The 17,003-nt window shown below is 35.4% G+C and carries 18 protein-coding genes and 1 pseudogene; all 19 read left to right on the top strand.

Going from position 1 to position 17,003, the window contains the following annotated elements; translation table 11 throughout:
* The 19 genes and pseudogenes from AB1630_00095 (at position 1) to tpiA (ending at position 16,913) form a co-directional block, all read left to right on the top strand.
* Positions 1–459: a 4Fe-4S dicluster domain-containing protein gene (locus AB1630_00095; GenBank protein ID MEW6102213.1), complete on the top strand. Its 459-nt coding sequence runs from the start codon at positions 1–3 to the stop codon at positions 457–459.
* Positions 447–1,598 carry an RNA-binding domain-containing protein gene (locus tag AB1630_00090; GenBank protein ID MEW6102212.1) on the top strand — a complete coding sequence of 384 codons (1,152 nt, stop codon included), beginning with the start codon at positions 447–449 and terminating at the stop codon, positions 1,596–1,598. Before AB1630_00095 ends, AB1630_00090 begins: the two co-directional genes overlap by 13 nt.
* Positions 1,585–4,647, top strand: coding sequence for a HEAT repeat domain-containing protein (locus AB1630_00085; protein ID MEW6102211.1), 3,063 nt, complete (start codon positions 1,585–1,587; stop codon positions 4,645–4,647). Before AB1630_00090 ends, AB1630_00085 begins: the two co-directional genes overlap by 14 nt.
* Before the next feature lie 61 nt (positions 4,648–4,708).
* A complete protein-coding gene (locus AB1630_00080) occupies positions 4,709–5,761 on the top strand; it encodes a site-specific DNA-methyltransferase (GenBank protein MEW6102210.1) in 1,053 nt (350 codons plus the stop codon).
* Positions 5,762–5,846: 85 nt separating this feature from the next.
* Positions 5,847–6,842 carry a hypothetical protein gene (locus AB1630_00075; GenBank protein ID MEW6102209.1) on the top strand — a complete coding sequence of 332 codons (996 nt, stop codon included), beginning with the start codon at positions 5,847–5,849 and terminating at the stop codon, positions 6,840–6,842.
* An 83-nt stretch (positions 6,843–6,925) separates the two neighbouring features.
* Complete coding sequence (locus AB1630_00070) at positions 6,926–7,708, top strand: CoB--CoM heterodisulfide reductase iron-sulfur subunit B family protein (GenBank protein ID MEW6102208.1); 783 nt, start codon at positions 6,926–6,928, stop codon at positions 7,706–7,708.
* A complete protein-coding gene (locus AB1630_00065; GenBank protein ID MEW6102207.1) occupies positions 7,683–7,829 on the top strand; it encodes a helix-turn-helix domain-containing protein in 147 nt (48 codons plus the stop codon). Before AB1630_00070 ends, AB1630_00065 begins: the two co-directional genes overlap by 26 nt.
* Before the next feature lie 2 nt (positions 7,830–7,831).
* Positions 7,832–8,089, top strand: coding sequence for a UPF0758 domain-containing protein (locus AB1630_00060; GenBank protein ID MEW6102206.1), 258 nt, complete (start codon positions 7,832–7,834; stop codon positions 8,087–8,089).
* A gap of 195 nt (positions 8,090–8,284) precedes the next feature.
* A pseudogene (locus tag AB1630_00055) lies at positions 8,285–8,548 on the top strand (adenylate/guanylate cyclase domain-containing protein).
* A gap of 179 nt (positions 8,549–8,727) precedes the next feature.
* Positions 8,728–9,714, top strand: a complete 987-nt coding sequence (gene rfaE1 / locus AB1630_00050; protein MEW6102205.1) for a D-glycero-beta-D-manno-heptose-7-phosphate kinase — start codon at positions 8,728–8,730, stop codon at positions 9,712–9,714.
* A 15-nt stretch (positions 9,715–9,729) separates the two neighbouring features.
* Positions 9,730–10,257 carry a nucleotidyl transferase AbiEii/AbiGii toxin family protein gene (locus tag AB1630_00045; GenBank protein MEW6102204.1) on the top strand — a complete coding sequence of 176 codons (528 nt, stop codon included), beginning with the start codon at positions 9,730–9,732 and terminating at the stop codon, positions 10,255–10,257.
* Positions 10,247–10,699 (top strand): adenylyltransferase/cytidyltransferase family protein, encoded by a 453-nt coding sequence (locus AB1630_00040; GenBank protein ID MEW6102203.1) that lies wholly within the window; start codon positions 10,247–10,249, stop codon positions 10,697–10,699. Before AB1630_00045 ends, AB1630_00040 begins: the two co-directional genes overlap by 11 nt.
* Positions 10,692–11,210 (top strand): hypothetical protein, encoded by a 519-nt coding sequence (locus tag AB1630_00035; GenBank protein MEW6102202.1) that lies wholly within the window; start codon positions 10,692–10,694, stop codon positions 11,208–11,210. Before AB1630_00040 ends, AB1630_00035 begins: the two co-directional genes overlap by 8 nt.
* Positions 11,211–11,236: 26 nt before the next feature.
* Entirely contained in the window at positions 11,237–13,630 is a 2,394-nt protein-coding gene (locus tag AB1630_00030; GenBank protein ID MEW6102201.1) for a tetratricopeptide repeat protein, read from the top strand.
* Between the two features lie 8 nt (positions 13,631–13,638).
* Complete coding sequence (gene lpxB / locus AB1630_00025; GenBank protein MEW6102200.1) at positions 13,639–14,721, top strand: lipid-A-disaccharide synthase; 1,083 nt, start codon at positions 13,639–13,641, stop codon at positions 14,719–14,721.
* 3 nt (positions 14,722–14,724) lie between these two features.
* Positions 14,725–14,958: a hypothetical protein gene (locus tag AB1630_00020; protein ID MEW6102199.1), complete on the top strand. Its 234-nt coding sequence runs from the start codon at positions 14,725–14,727 to the stop codon at positions 14,956–14,958.
* A gap of 4 nt (positions 14,959–14,962) precedes the next feature.
* Positions 14,963–15,517 (top strand): nucleotidyltransferase, encoded by a 555-nt coding sequence (locus AB1630_00015; protein MEW6102198.1) that lies wholly within the window; start codon positions 14,963–14,965, stop codon positions 15,515–15,517.
* Positions 15,514–16,152, top strand: coding sequence for a DUF3108 domain-containing protein (locus tag AB1630_00010; protein MEW6102197.1), 639 nt, complete (start codon positions 15,514–15,516; stop codon positions 16,150–16,152). The genes AB1630_00015 and AB1630_00010 overlap by 4 nt, the downstream gene beginning before the upstream one ends.
* Positions 16,149–16,913, top strand: coding sequence for a triose-phosphate isomerase (gene tpiA, locus AB1630_00005; GenBank protein MEW6102196.1), 765 nt, complete (start codon positions 16,149–16,151; stop codon positions 16,911–16,913). The genes AB1630_00010 and tpiA overlap by 4 nt, the downstream gene beginning before the upstream one ends.
* Positions 16,914–17,003: the final 90 nt, after the last annotated feature.

Here is a 17,003-nt window from a genome sequence, read left to right as displayed (position 1 = left end):
ATGGAGGCGATAAAGAGCGATCTGGCAAAGTGCTACCAATGTGGGAAATGTAGTGCCGGGTGTCCGATTGCCCAATTTATGGATTACACACCTAATCGGCTTATCAGGTTTATTCAGCTTGATAAAATAGATTTTGCATTAAAAAGCAAGACAATATGGCTTTGTGCATTTTGCAAAACCTGTAGTGTTAGATGCCCAAAGGAAATAGATTTAGCAGGTGTTATGGGCAGATTAAGGCTCATATCAGAACAAGAAAATATAAAGCCAGCTTTAAAAAATGTCTTTCTCTTCCATAAGACATTTAAGGATGAGATAAATAAAAATGGAAGGATATTTGAATTAGGCCTTATTCTTAAGTATAATCTTTTATCGGGAAATCCATTTAAGGATATATTTGCTGGTCTTCTTATGTTTAAAAAGGGAAAGATTTCCTTGTTTCCAAAGAAATGGGTAAAATAGAAGATCAATTGGAAATAGGTGAAGATTCTAAGTGGGAGTTTAAATCAGACATTCCCCATCCCGATGACCTCTCGGCTGAAATTGTCGCTATGGCAAACTCTGAGGGTGGAACTATCCTGCTTGGTGTTTCGGATAAGGGAGAAGCCCTTGCTACACTTGATGAAAAGAAAGCAATGGATAGGGCAACACAATTGATAGAAAATATTTCTCAAAATAATATAGAACCCTCTTTGCTTCTTACCTGGGAAAAGCTAAAGATAAATGGCCATACCATCCTTGCGATTAGAATTCCTAAAGGGCTAGACCGGCCATACCGCACAAACAAAGGGGTCTATTATATCCGTGTGGGAGCAAGTAAAAGGATTATTAGTAGACAAGAGCTGGCGAGGCTCTTTCAATCTACAGGCTCTTTTTACCCTGATGAAGCACCGGTTTTAGATACAGGAATCTCTTTTCTTGACCTAGATTATCTTGGCAAGGCTTGGCCTGAGCTATGCATAGTAGATGAACCATCTAAGGTAAGGCTAAAAGATTGTGGAATAATAAGCAATTATGAAGACGACCTAACACTTGGCGGGCTTATCTGCTATGGCAAAGAGCCCCAGAAAAGGCTACCCTATGCAAAGATTACCGCAATCAGGTTTCCAGAGGGAGACCTTGAAGGTGGCCATAAGTATCTTGAAAGGATAGAGATTGAAGGAAGGATTGATGAGCAGGAAAGGGAGGCAACAAGGTTTGTAAAAAGGCATCTTGGGATAATGGAGGAGATTCTTAAACCTGCTTCAGAACCCAATCCTCTATTATCGGCAATTCAGGAAGGGCTTGTTAATGCATTGGTTCACCGGGAGTATAATCTTCCCTCCCAAATCAGGCTTTTTGTTTTTGATAACAGGATAGAGGTATTAAGCCCGGGCAGGTTGTTAAATACATTAAGGCTTGAGGAGCTATATTTGGGATGCCATGCGGTTAGAAACCGTATCATCTTTGCCCATGCTTTAAGGCTAAAATTGGTTCATAATGTTGGATTGGGCATTCCCACAATGTTTCGGCTAATGAAAAAGGCAGGTTTGCCTTCGCCAGAGATAAGCCTTATAGGCGGAGAATTTAGGCTTGTCTTCAAAAGATATGGAATGGTATGAAAGATTAGGCATAAAAGAGAAAGATTTAGTAACCATTGCCCTCTTTAAGTTTGATCTGGCAGGTTCTACTAATCTTAAAGATGACATCAAAGCATACCATGACCTTGTAGAAAATACTCTAACAGGATTTAATTGTGCACCATTTGAGTTTCAAGGGGATGGTGCAACCGTTTATTTCCTGGGAGAGGATGGCCTCTATAATGCCATTTGTGCCGGAAAAAAGCTCCTTGAAGAAATTAGAAGGACATTAGAATATGAGGCACACATCAGGATTGGCATTGGCGTAGATAAGGTTAATTTTAAAAAAGAGCTTGGGAAAATTCAATCAGACCAGTTTAACCTCGCAGGACATTCAGAAAGTGCCTGCCCTAAAGACTCCCTTGTCTTAACTGAGGAGGGATGGTTAAGCCTTCCTGATAGAGAAAAGGAGGAATTTAGCTTTCTGGGAACAACTATTAAGGATAAATCACCCTTATTTGTCTATCCAAAGACCCGTAAGATTGATAAAGAAGATATGTTTATCCCTCCTTCTCAAGATACCTATCCGGCAAAGAGAGACTACCTTAATTTTATCAAGCAAAGGTATGGAAAAATTATCCCTCGTGGTTTAAGACAGGAACACCTTATATCTATTAACCTCTTTGATATATTTTCACCCCTTAAGTTTAGGACAGAGTATGTTGATATATGGATGAGAGATTTTAAGGATATAGAGAGTCTTACCAAAGAAGATATTATTGTAAGGAGAGCGCCAGCCTTATCTGCCTTAAGCCTAGTAGAGGTATTAAAGAGAAGAAAGAATGCGGTTATCCTTGGCTCTCCTGGGGCAGGAAAGAGCACCTTGATAAAATACCTTGCTTTATCCTGTGTAAGTGGAAGGATAGACATTAAGGAGAGGCTTTCCTTAGACGAGCCCCTTTTCCCCTTTCCTATATCCGTTGGCCATCTCTGTCAGATATGGCAGGAAAATAAGAGGCAAATTGGGGTAAAGGAGGCAATTATTCTATATTTCAAAATACTTGGCATTGATATTTCAAGATTTATTGATGAGGAAATAGAGAGGGCAATATTTCTCTTTGATGGAATGGATGAGGTGCCCTCTGATAGAGAAAGGAGGGAAATAGCAGGCTTAATAGAATCCTTTATCCAAGCTTATCCAAAGGCTAGATTTATAATTACCAGCCGAATAATTGGCTTTCCCGGGCTTTCTTTTGAAAATAGGGATATTTATTTTATTGAGGATTTAACCCTTGAAGAGGCAAAGCCAATGATAAGGAAATGGATGATTGCGATTGAGCAGGGGCTAAGGGGTAAAGGTGAAGATGGAGAAAGAATGGCTAAAGATGAGGCAGAAAAGCTTATAGAAGTATTAAATGAGCCACAGCTTTCTCCCTTTATTGCCAACCCATTTCTCTTAACCCTTACCATTCTTATCCATAAAACAGAAGCCCATCTACCCAATTACCGCATTCAGCTCTTTGAACGAATGATTCAGACCCTAGTGGAAACCTGGCATCAAGCAAGGAGTATCAGCATTATCCAGCCTGAGGCACAGAGAATAGACTTTAGAACAGAGGCAATTCCTATCCTTGCTCCCTTAGCCCTTAAGCTACACAAGGAATTCCCTGCCGGTATAATCCCTGAGGATAATTTAAGGGATTTTATTAAACAAAAGCTACTTGAAAAAGGTATAGCTAAAGAAAGAATAGAGGAAATCCTGAATAATTTTTTAGAAAGGCTTAAAGAGGCAAGTGGATTATTGGAGGAAAAAGGAAGGGGTTTTTGGGGGTTTGCCCATTTATCCTTTGAGGAATACCTCTGTGCTATTGAGCTTGTAAGGGGTGAGCTTTATTTTGAATATTTAAAGGAATTTTCTTATTCCTCTCGTTGGGAGGAGGTATTTATCTTGGTTTCCTCTGAATTGGGGATAACCCAGGCAAGCACAAAAAGGGTCTCAGATTATCTTAAGAAAATATTAGAGGGAAAAGGCGATAAAATCAATGAAGGCATTTTAAAGAAAAATATTCTCCTTGCTGGAAGATGCTTAGCAAGTAGTGCAAATGTAGAGATAGGGCTTGTGGATGAGATAACCTCCTCTCTTATAGAATTTCTCTTTGGTAAAATAGGAGGATTAAGTAGCCGTGCAGCAAGAATACTTAAAGATGCCTCAAGTATAGAAAGGGTTAGGGAGAGAATAAGGGAGGCGATTTTATCAAAATCACAAGGTTCTGCTATCTCTGCCATAGCTGATTTAGGGATAAAGGATGAATGGGCAATTGAGGCAATTAAGCAAGGATTAAGGGATGAATATTCATGGGTGCGAACCTATGCTATCTCTGCCATAGCTAAATTAGGGATAAAGGATGAATGGGCAATTAAAGCAATTAAAGGAGGATTAAAAGATAAAGATAAATGGAGGCGACACTCTGCTATCCTTGTCCTTGCCATAGCTAATTTAGGGATAAAGGATGAATGGGCAATTGAGGCAATTAAGCAAGGATTAAGGGATGAAGATGAATTTGTGCGACACTCTGCTATCCTTGCCATAGCTAAATTAGGGATAAAGGATGGCTGGGCAATTAGTGCAATCAAAGAAGGATTAAGGGATAAAGATTTATTGGTGCGAGGCCCTGCTATCTCTGCCATAGCTAATTTAGGGATAAAGGATGAATGGGCAATTAGTGCAATCAAAGAAGGATTAAGGGATAAAGATGAATGGGTGCGACGCTCTGCTATCTCTACCATAGCTAAATTAGGGATAAAGGATGAATGGGCAATTAAAGCAATCAAGCAAGGCTTAGAAGATAAAGATAAATGGGTGCGAGGCTATGCTATCTCTGCCATAGCTAAATTAGGGATAAAGGATAGCTGGGCAATTGGGGCAATTAAGCAAGGATTAAAAGACCCAGAGGTGCGAGGCGATGCTATCTCTGCCATAGCTGATTTAGGGATAGAGAAAGAATGGGCAATTGAGGCAATAATAAAAGATATAGAAACCCATCGTTTATCCAATGCCTCATACGAGGCACTCTGGAGGCTTTTAGAATGAAATACTCATATTTTCCCGGCTGCTCACTTAAAGAAACAGCACGGACAAAAGAATGATTAAAATGGAAGCAAAAGATTATAGGAATAGAACCTATCTTTCAGCCATAGAAGCAGCTAAATTTTTAGGCCTATCTGTTAAAATGCTCCATCATCTTGCCAATCAACAAATTGTTAAAACACAAATTGCAACAAGTGGACAGATGCGTTTTGATTTAAGGGAATTAGAAAAATATGAGGCAAATTTTAAACATAAGGTTCAAACAAATAAGGTAGATATTGATGAGATAAATGTTATTGAGGAAATAAATGGGACAAGCCAAAAGGTTTTTGTCAAAAACTCTATGAAAATGGACGATTTGGAGGATAATAGTATCCATCTGATGGTCACTTCACCTCCATATTTTGATACAAAGATGTATTCAAGAGAGTCTATTGAAAATGACCTTGGTAATATTCATAGTGTTGATGAATGGTTTGAGAAAATAAGTGAGGTATGGAAAGAGGTTTATAGGGTTTTACAACCTGGAAGAAAAGCATTTATAAATGTAATGAACCTCCCAATTAGGGTAAATGGAGGCTTTAGAACCCTAAATTTGGTAGGTAGAACGATAGATACCTGTGAAAAAATAGGGTTTATTTTTAAGCGTGATATAGTATGGCATAAGACAAATGCTGTTAGAGCTCATTTTGGGACATATCCATATCCTGGAGGTATTCTGATAAATAATATGCACGAATTTATCCTTGAGTTTGAAAAATGCGAAAAGAAGGGATTTAATAAATACGGACATCTGACTAAGGAACAAAAAGAGCAATCAAAAATAGACAAAGAATTCTGGCTATCCATAAAAAAGAGTGATGTTTGGGTAATGAAACCACAAGGAAGTGGAGATAGAAGAAATCATGTTGCTCCCTTTCCCTATGAACTTCCTTACAGAATAATCAAGGGATGGAGTTATATTGGTGAAACTGTCCTTGACCCTTTTGTGGGTTCAGGAACCACTCTTTTGGCATCGGCAGACTTAAAACGAAATGGAGTCGGCTATGAGATAAACCCAGAGATTGCTTTTGAGTCATTAAGGCTCTTAAAAAATTATCAAATGAAATTATGGTAAGATAAAGATGAAATTAGACGGAAAAACAATTTATGCCCAAGGAAGCGATATAAAATCCCGCACTTACCTGGAATACCGCAAGGACATGAAGAAAAAAGCAATTGCTGAATTAGAGGTATTAGATTGGTTAGAAAGTAAAGTAAAAGGGTTATATCCTAATAAACAGATTAAAGTTTATAAATCAGGTGGGGATAAATTTTTATGGTTTTTAAGAAAGGGTGGGGTCTCAAGAGAGCCTGATTTTATCGCAGAAATAGAAGGAGAAAAGGCAGAGTTTGAGTTTCAATATGCCCAAAAAGCGGATTTAGAGTTTTATGATTTCAAAGTATCCAAGGTTGCTAAAAAGAAGGGCGACAAGCGAGAACCTATTGAAGATAAATTCTTTGTATATATCCATAAACCCTTATTAAAATATGCAATTTTTAAACCCGAATGGGTTCTTAAAAATGGTGAATATGGAATGGTAGAGGCATGGAGAAGCTATGCCTTTAGGGTTCCTAAAGCTAATTTTGAAAGATTACTTAAACCAGACCCTACTTTAAAAAGCCTTTGTCAGAAAATAGATGCCAAGAATTTTATCCTTAATTTTCAGCATACCTTGATAGATATAAACAAAGATAAACTTTCGTCTCTGCTTCAGAGTGTGATTGATGAAGATAAAATTGTAAAGATAATTCCTAAAGATTTGGATAGCTTTTTTAAGATTTGCTTAATTCTGGATAATTTAAACAAGATTCCCCAGAATGTTAATCTTTGGCTTATTTACCTTTTGAGCTATGTGGATAAGAATATCTTACTTGAAGAAATATCCAAAATTGTCTATTGCATTGATTTTCTTTATTCCAAGACTGAATTGAAACTCAATGAACTTACTCAATTGATTAGTAAAGTCAAAGAGTTAATTGGAAGAATTAAAGGGTTTTATCAAAATGATGGTTCTTATAAATCATCATTAACATCAAGCCCATTAGATGAAACCAGATATGCTTTATTTTCAGTCAATCTTTTAGAGGATTTGATTCAAGATATAATTTACTATTATTCTGTAGCAGAATTAGAACCAATAAAAAAAGATATATGAAAATGTAGGAGATGTTGAGAAAATGTATAAATTAATTAGGGAGGTAAAGTTATGATGTATCATTTTTGGAGGTTTGCAAAGCTGTGAATTATTCCTATTTTCCAGGATGCTCACTTAAAGAAACCGCAAGGGATTATGATACATCCACAAGGCTTGTTGCAGAAAGATTGGGGATTACGCTTAATGAGCTAAATTCCTGGGTCTGCTGTGGGGCAAATTCTGTCCTTGATTCCTCTTTTGCTATTAAAAACATATCCATTGCTATTGATATGGGAAATCCCGAGCTTATTTGTGTCTGCTCTGCCTGTTTTAACAGATTAGCATTAGCGAATAGAGATAAAAAAATAAGGGTTCGGCATTTTCTTGATGTTTTAATGCAGGATATTGGCATTTCAAAGATAAAGGAATTTATAAAAAGGGAAATAAATCTTTCCTGCGCCTGTTATTATGGATGTTTGCTTACAAGGCCCAAAGAGATAGCATTTGATGATGTAGAAAACCCAGAATCTATGGATTCCCTTATGTCTGCAATAGGGCTAAACACAAAGCCCTGGGGATTTAAGACAGAATGCTGTGGTGGAGACCTTTCTATCCCAAGGACAGATATAGTTTTAGAAAGGGGCTATGAGATATTAAGTGATGCAAAGGATTGGGAGGTAGATTGCATTGTTGTTGCCTGCCCCTTATGCCAGATAAACCTTGATTTGAGACAGAGGGAGATAGAGAAAAAATACAAAGAAAAATTTAACCTTCCCATTCTTTACTTTACAGAGCTTCTTGGCTTTTCATTTGGCTTTGATATAAAATTTAACAAGCATATAGTAATGCCAGTCAAAGGAAATGTCAACCATCGCAAAAAACATTAGGAAATACCGACCAAAGCGCGGTATCTCTCAAGACAAGTTGTCAAAACTTGCCGGTATTGCTTTGTACACAATCACTAAAATTAAATCAGGGGCTACGCCAGATCCGAAAATGACTAAATGACTATGCAAACCAAAGTAAAAAAGACAATTAAAGAATTACCAAAGGTTGATAGACCTAGAGAAAAGCTAATGCAGTATGGGCCAGAAAAACTTTCTAATTCTGAACTTTTAGCTATTCTATCGTTTATCGTCAGATTTTTACTTGAGTGTTTAGACAAAAACCACCTTTATGTCAATTACAGCGAGATTGATGACGAAGAATATGGGGTGAACAAGGAGGATAAGGAATTAAATAGAGGTACGTGTTTAGCTAATGCTTAATGTATCCTAAAGTTAGGAAAGAAGATATGGAAAATTCTAAATACATAAGCACGAAATTCTAAACAAATTCAAAGCACAAAATCCAAATGACCAAAACAATGGCCGATGTTTTTGGATTTTGAATTTAGGATTTATAAAGATTGATACTTTTTATGTAGGAGCTAAACACATACAAAGGAGTGGGACACTTCTCTAGGGATGAAAGTTAGTATCCATCGTGGAAAGGTAATTCACGGCTATGTTGGCTCACCTCGTTGTATGTCTTATACGGTTATAGGCGATAAGGTGAATACTGCCTCAAGATTATGTGGCAAGGCAGATAAAGATGGGGTTCTTATTAGCCACGAGGTATGGAAAAATGTTTATCGCCAGATTGAATATGAAGGGAAAGAGCCTATTGAGGTTAAGAATAAGAAGTATTCCTTGAAGGTATACAGGGTGATAAAAATGAATGTTTAGCTAATATTGTGAGAATTTGGTTGAATGTTTCACCCTCCTTGTGTTATATTTATTGATAATTTAAGTTTTAGGAAGAACAAGAATAATGTTAAAAGAAATTTATATAGAAAATTTAAGGAAAAAAGTAATTTTCCTCTCCCTTGACCCTAGAGCCTTGAGCAATAAAAAGGAGGAAAGATATGAATGAGATATTTGAAAGGGTATTTAATAACCTTAAGCCTGTTTTGGTTGTAGGCGATTTAATGGTTGATGAGTTTATCTGGGGAGATGTCAAGAGAATCTCCCCTGAGGCGCCTGTTCCTGTGGTAAATATAACAGGAGAGACATTCCATCCAGGTGGAGCAGCAAATGTTGTAGCAAATATCCATAGCTTAGGAGGAAATGTCTATGTTGGGGGTGTAATTGGCGATGATGTTGAGGGAAAGAGGCTTATATCATCCCTTTTTTCCCAAGGGATAAGCACAGAGGGTCTTATTTTGGATTGTCATAGACCAACCACCCTAAAGACAAGGATTGTGGTAAAATCCCAGCAAATGATAAGGATTGATAAGGAAAAGCAAGAGCCAATAGATGAGAAAATCATAAACCAGCTACTTGACTATATCAAAAGGGTAATCCTTGATGTAAAGGCAATCGTTATCTCAGATTATGGAAAGGGTGTGGTTGGACAAAAATTGCTTGAGGAGCTTATTCCTCTATCCAAAAAGCATGATGTTATAACAATTATTGACCCCAAAATTGGGAATTTTGGCTATTACAAGGGGGTTTCAATAATCACACCAAATCACTTTGAGGCACAAGACCTTACAGGAATCATAGTAAAGGACGAAGTAAGCCTAAAGCAATGTATGAGCGCAATTATGAGGCGCCTAGAGTGTCAGGCGGTAATTGTTACAAGGGGAGAGGAGGGAATGTCAATTCTTAAAGATACAGGAGAGGTTTTTCATATTCCAACCAATGCAAGGGAGGTTTATGATGTTACAGGAGCGGGTGATACAGTTGTAGCTGTTTTAAGCTTGGCACTTAGTGCAGGTATTGATATAATTGATGCAGCAAGGCTTTCCAATTATGCTGCAGGGATTGTTGTAGGAAAGATTGGAACAGCTGTAGTAACGAGGGAGGAGCTTTTAGAAAGAATAAAGGAGGAAGGAGTTCATAGTTCATAGTTAAAGATTTAAATTATGACAAAAAGGGCGTTTGTAAAGAGGGTTAGTAATTCCAAAGGGGATTTTCTTCAAGGGTTTATAGATATTCTTAAAAAAGAAAAAATACCCTTTTGTGTTATTGGTGGGTTGGGTGTTAATGCCTATGTTGAACCCATAGTCAGCCTTGATTTGGATGTGGTTATTTCCTTGTCAAAGATTGATAGTCTGGTAGAGATCTTAAAAAAAAGATTTAATGTTAAGAAAGAAACCCATAGTATAAATATCGCAAGCTCATCATCAGACCTTCGCATTCAAATACAAAGAGACCCAAAATATCAAATCTTTATTACAAAGGCTTCCTATAGGAATGTTCTTGGATACGAGATGCCTGTTGCGTCTGTTGAGGATATTCTACAAGGCAAGATTTGGGCATATCAAGATAAAACAAGAAGACCAAGTAAAAGAAAAAAAGATTTGACAGATATTATGCGTCTTGTTGAGACATATCCGGATTTAATTTCAAGATTACCAGAGGAGATTAAAAAAGAGGTTAATGAAGCTTAAAGACATTGTTGAATTAAAAGAAATTGTAAGAGATTTAAGGAATTCTGGAAAAAAAATTGTCTTTACAAATGGCTGTTTTGATATTTTGCACCCAGGACATATCCATCTTTTGAAAACGGCAAAATCCTTTGGCGATTGTTTAATACTTGGGCTTAATTCTGATTCTTCGGTTTCAAAAATTAAGCCAAATAGACCAATAATGAATCAAGAAGCAAGGATAAATGTCCTTTCAGAAATAGGGCTTATTGATTATATTGTTGTGTTTGATGAAAAAGACCCTGTAAATATTATAAGAAAGATAAAACCAGATGTCCTTGTAAAGGGTGGTGATTGGAAAGAAGATAAAGTAAAGGGAAAAGAATTTGCAGGATGTGTAAAGATTGTTGAATACCTTAAAGATTGGTCAACAACAAAGATAATTGAGAAAATAAGAAATGAATGACCTAAACATTGGATTCTTGCTAATAACATCCCCTCTGGATGGTCTTTCCCTTTGTTTTTATAGAAAAAGGATTCCAATCTTTATCCTTTTACTTTCCTCTATAAGCACAAGCGTAGGTTTTTCTATAATCTTTTCATTTCATTTTAATATGATGATATTCTTAAGCCTTTTTGTCCTCTGGCTTTTTTTCCAATCAGCAATCCTTCATATTTCTTGTGAGACAATAGGAGGATATGGGAATGTAAAAAAGCTATTTTTATCCCTTTCAATATCTTTATTTCCCCTGATATTTTTTACACCCTTTGCCATTATTGGCAGGGCTTTTCCTATATCTTTTCTTGGGATTATCCTTATTTTTCTTTGGGTTTTTATTCTAAAGGTTAAATTTATAAAAAATATCTATTTCCTTTCTCTTGCTAAAACAATCCTTGCTATTTCTTTTCCTTCTATTATTTTTTTATTATCTTTGTTTATCCTATTTCTTGGTTTTATATTTTCTTTTAATTTTTAGGTTTTGAATTTATAATATAAGGTAAGATGAATTTTAAAAAAGAAAAGTTAAAAATATTTCTTTTTTTTATCATTTCATTAAATATATATTCCAAAAACCTTCCTTATGAATTCTACAAAAGTGGGTTGTTCCACCTTACAACAGCTTATTTAAAAGATGAGCAAGAGGAAGAAAGCCTTTTCCTTAAAGCAGAATCCTTGTTCTTTCTCTCTTCTTATAACTTGGCATATAAAAATTATTCCTTTCTTAAAGATGTCTCTTTGGATTCCGAAAGGCTTTCTATTGTATATTACAGGATTGCTGATTGCCTGTGGTTTATGGATGAAAAAGAAAAGGCTTTACTTTTCTATTCCGAAGCCCTTTCAAAATACCCAAATAACCCATCTTCTTCTTATTCTATCTTTAGAATTATTCAATATTATCTTGAAATAAAGGATTACGACAGGGCTGTTTCCCTATTTTCTTCTTTTTTAAAGGATTATCCAGACCTTCCCTGGAAAGATAGCGTCTTTTATTCTTTGGCAGTGTCATTTGAAGAAATAAAGGATTATGATAGGGCTATCTCCTATTACAAAAAGGTTTTTGAAGCCTCAAAGGACGATTCCCTAAAAAGAAATTCCTTATCTTCCCTTGCAAGAATTTATTATGAAAGAAATGACCTTGAGAAATCTTTGTTTTATGCAAAGGAGCTTGTTAAGCTATACCCATCAGATTCCTCATTTACCCTTCTATTTTCCTGCCTTTTTAATATGGAGAAATTTGAGGATACAGTAGGGATTTTTCCTAAAATTTTAAATCCAACAAACAAGCTTTATCTTGCACAAGCTGAAAGCTTATATAACCTTGGGAGATTTGATGAAGCGGCATCCTTTTATAAAAAAGCAGGAACTTCAACAAGCCTTCCATTTTCCTACCTTAAACTTTTTAAAATAGACCTTGCATTAGAGGAATTAAAGAAAATAGGCGATGATAGAAGCTTATACCTTATAACCCAGATAGGAGAAGACAATGAAAAGATTAATGGATGGGAGAAGATTATAGCCGATTATCCAAAAAGTAGCTTTAGGGAGGAGGCATTTTTAAGGCTTTGTCTTTTATACCTTAAAATTGGAAGTATAACAGAAGCTTGTGCAACTTGTGATAAAATGATAAAGGGATATCCAAAGACAAGCCTTTCCCTTATCTGCCTTTACAATGTAGGAATAACCCTTGATAATGAGGAATATCTTTTGCACCTTGTCAATTTATATCCAAATTTCTTTAAAAACGCCGATATTCTTTATAAAATTGGTGGCAGTAGGATGAAAAAGAAAAATTACAAGGAGGCAATAGATGCTTTTTCCTCTTTAATAGAAAAATATCCAAAGAGCGAGCTATTTGCTCCCTCTCTTTATAATACCGCATTCCTTTATAACAAACTCGGAAATCCAAAGAAGGCAAGAAATGTGTATAAGACAATTCCCACAATTGATAAAGAATTGGGAGAAAGGGCATTGTTTTATTCAGCAAATATATCATTTAACCTTAAGGATTATGGTTTAGCAATTTCAGACTATCAGGCCCTTATAAAGCAATATCCAAAATCTCCTTTTATTGATGAGGCAATATATCAGATAGGATGGTGTTATTATAAAAGGGAAGAATTTGATGATGCCAGAAAATATTTTACAAAAATTATCTCAAATTATAAGGAAAGTCCATATTTTTCTTCTTCTATTTATTGGCTTGCCTGGACTTACTTTGAGGAAGGAAGATATGACGAGGCAAGGGAAGCATATTTAAGGTTACAAATGGAATTTCCAGAAGATAGCCTATCAAAGGATGCATATCTTAGGATAGGTTTGTGTTTTTATAATCAAGGAAAATACAAGGAGGCAATTTCTTCTTATCAAAAGCTTGTTGAAAAGCTTCCTGATAAAGCCTTGATGGAAGAAGCATTGTATCAAATAGGAGAGGCATTTATAAAGGATAATAAACCAGGGTCTGCCATAAATTATTACAATCTCTTCCTTGAAAAAGAGCAAGAAAAGGGGTTAAGCAAGAAGATAAGAAAAAGAATTGCCCAAATCTATTATTTAGATGGAAAGAAAAAAGATGCCAGAGAGGAATATAAAAAGCTTCTTTTAGAAGACCTTGCAGATGACGAAAAAGCCGATGTATATTATTGGATAGGAAGGACATACTTACCCGATGCAAAGGAAGAGGCGATTGTTTATTTTAGAAAGGTATCAGAAGTTTATCCTAACTCAGAATGGGCGGCTGATTCTTTGTTTAGAATAGCTGTTATCCTTTATTCCTCTGGTGATTATAAGGATGCATATTTTGAATTTAAAAGGCTAATAAAAAATTATCCCAAGAGGGATGATTTGATTAAAGATGCAAAGGCATATATTACAAAGATTGAAAAAGGGAAAAATTAGTGAAAATAATGCTTATCGCTGGTGAGGCATCAGGTGATCTCTATGGAGGCTGTCTTGCAAGAGAAATAAAAAAAATAAGGGAAGATATTAGCCTTTTTGGAATGGGTGGAAGGCTAATGGAAGAAAGCGGCGTTGAGATTTTATTTCCAATTAGCCTTGATATTGTTGGAGCATTGGATGCTCTCTTTAAAATTCCAAAGGCAATTTTTTTGTTAAATAATGTCTTAAAGGTAATAAGGGAAAGAAAGCCAGATAAGGTTGTTTTGATAGATTTTGCTGAATTTAACCTCTATCTTCTTAAAAATCTTGTAAATCTTAAAATAAAAACAGCCTGGCTTTTTCCACCAACAGTATGGGCTTGGAGAAAGAATAGGGCAAAGATTGTTAAAAAGGCAGACCTTATCCTATCAACCCTTCCAATTGAAAGGGATTTCTATAAAAAAGAGGGTGTAAATGTCCTTTTTATCGGACATCCCCTGCTTGATATTGTAAGAGCAGAAGAGCAGAAGAGCAGAAGAGCAGAAGAGGGGGATAATAAAAAAAGACCTATTATTTCACTTCTTCCAGGAAGTAGAGAAGGGGAGATACAAAGGCATCTTCCTGTAATGGTAGAGGTTGCAAAATCCCTTAGCGATATAGAGCTTTTTCTTATCCTTGCTACGGGAGTTAAAAAAGAGGAAATAGAAAAATATATTAAAGGCTTAAATATCTCTATTATTCCACATTCATATAATACCATTGCACAATCAGACCTGCTTATTACATCATCTGGAACAGCAACCCTTGAGGGAGCAATACTTGGAATACCAATGGTTGTTATTTATAAGATGGATAGAATATCGTTTTTCCTTGCAAAGACATTTGTTAAAACCAAGTATGTCACTCTTCCAAATATCATAGCAAGAGAAAAAATTGTCCCAGAATTTCTACAAAACGATGCAAATCCTTCCAATATTGCAAAGGAGGCTCTTTTAATTTTAAACGATGAAAAGAAAAGAAAAGAGATTAAACTCAAGCTTTCCCATATCAAAGATGCAATTGGCCCATCTGGAGCAATCAAAAGGGCGGCAAATGCAATTATTGAATTATAAAAGATGAAGATGAAAGATTATCTCTCTCTCCCATTATGGAAGAAGAAGCATGAGGAAGAAATAAGATGGGCAAAACAAATGAAACCAGAGGAAAAATTTAACATAATACTTAAACTCAATTTAATGGGAAGAAGATTAATAGAGGTTAATGATAAAGAGAGAAAATGTAAATTTGAAAAGAAAAGGCTTATAATTGACAAGGAAAAATTTAAAAACTTTATAAAGACTTTAATATAGAGAAATGACGACAACATTAGACAATGCATTATTTAAATTTGTTTCAATATTAGATGAGTTGAATATAAATTATGCCATTATAGGTGCAATAGCATCGGGGATATATGGCATACCTCGCACAACATATGACATAGACATCATTCTCAATATAGAGAAGATAAAAATTTCTATATTCTTAGAGATGCTTAAAGACAAGGGGTTTAACTTTGATATGGAATATATCCTAAATGAATTAAAAAAAGGGTATCTTTTAGAGGTTTATTATAAGGATGCAAGAATTGATATTCTTCTGCCTGTCATTCCTTATTTTAACAATGTAATAGAAAATGCATCCACCTTTTCTTTTTTGGATAGAAACATAAGGTTTGCTAAAGTAGAGGATTTAATAATACTAAAATTGCTTTCTAATAGAGGCAGGGACAAAGATGATGTTGTTGGGATAAAGGATATAAATCCTTCTCTTAATATTTCTTACATTAAAGATTCCTTAAGGAGGCTTGTTGGAAAGAAACATCCATCATTTGTGGCATTTGAGCAAATATTTGAGGAACAGATATGAAAAAGATTGTTTTATTTCTTTTTATTTCTTCCCTTGCCCTTTGTGAGGAGCTTGTTTATAATGTAAAGATATTAGGAATAAATGCAGGAACACAAAGGATAATAACAAAGGAAGAGGGTGGTGGAATAATGGTTATATCTGATACAAAGACAAATAAATTCTTTTCAAAATTTTATAAGCTAGATGACCATATTGAAACACTCGTTGATAAAGAAACCCTCCTTCCCATTATCATTAGAGAAAAAATAGAAGAGGGAAAAGAGAAAAAAGAGCTTACAACCTATCTTTCTCAAGATAGATTAGAAGGAACAATAATTGAAGGAGATATTAGAAGCCAGATAAACCTTTCCAAAGAAACATTTAATATTCCATCCCTTATTAACCTTCTTAGAAACAAAGAGCTTAAAGTTGGAAATAAAGAGGAATTTTCTATAATAACATTAGGAAAAATAGAAAATGTAGAGGTAGATGTAGAAAGCCTTCGGAACATTTATTTTGAAGGAGAAAAAAGGGTTGTATTTAAGATTATAGCTAAAGATGTGGTTCTTTGGTTTTCAAGGGAAGATGGCATTCCCCTTATAATAGAGGTAAATCTTAAATGTGGTCTTGCGCTTAAGGGATATTTGAAAAAATGAGACCTCCGATAATTGTAGGGAATTGGAAGATGAATAAGGGGCTAGCTGAAGCAATTGCTTTAGCATCTGGGATTGTTAAAGAGCTTCGTGGAATAAACGATAGGGATATTGTGCTTTGCCCACCGCTTACCGCACTTTATAAGGTATCAGAGATATTAGATGGTTCAAAGATTAAACTAGGAGCCCAGAATCTTTTTTATGAGGAAAACGGGGCATATACTGGAGAGATCTCTGCAAACCAGCTTACAGACATTGGATGCAAATATGTCATCATTGGTCATTCTGAAAGGAGGCAAATTCTTAAAGAGGATGATACAATAATAAACAAGAAGATAAAACAGGCATTAAAATATAACCTTTGTCCCATATTTTGTGTCGGAGAAACAAAAGAGCAAAGGGAAAATGGAAAGGAAACGGAGGTTGTAGAAAACCAGATACGCTTAGGCCTTAAAGACATCTTCCACTTCCCACTTCCCACTTCCCACTTCCCACTTATTATTGCCTACGAGCCTGTCTGGGCAATAGGAACGGGAAATACCTGCAAGGAAGAAGATGCAGAAAAGATGCATATTTTTATTAGAAGCCTAATATCCAATCTATATACAAAGGATTTGGCAGAAGGTATAAGGATTCTTTATGGAGGCTCGGTAAAACCCGATAATATTGATGCAATTATGAAGATGAAAAATATAGATGGCGTCCTTGTTGGTGGTGCAAGCCTAAATATTGAATCCTTTTGCAGAATAGTAGAATATGTTTAGAGTTAAGAGTTTAGTTGTTTAGAATGGAATAATTCATGAGAATAATGATAAAATGTTGTCAAAGTATTTTAATTAAAAAGGAGGTGAATT

This window comes from bacterium (assembly GCA_040753555.1).
Taxonomy (GTDB): Bacteria; UBA9089; UBA9088; order UBA9088; family UBA9088; genus JBFLYE01.
Note: the sequence above shows the minus strand (reverse complement) of the source record. Positions and strands in the feature narration are given on the sequence as shown.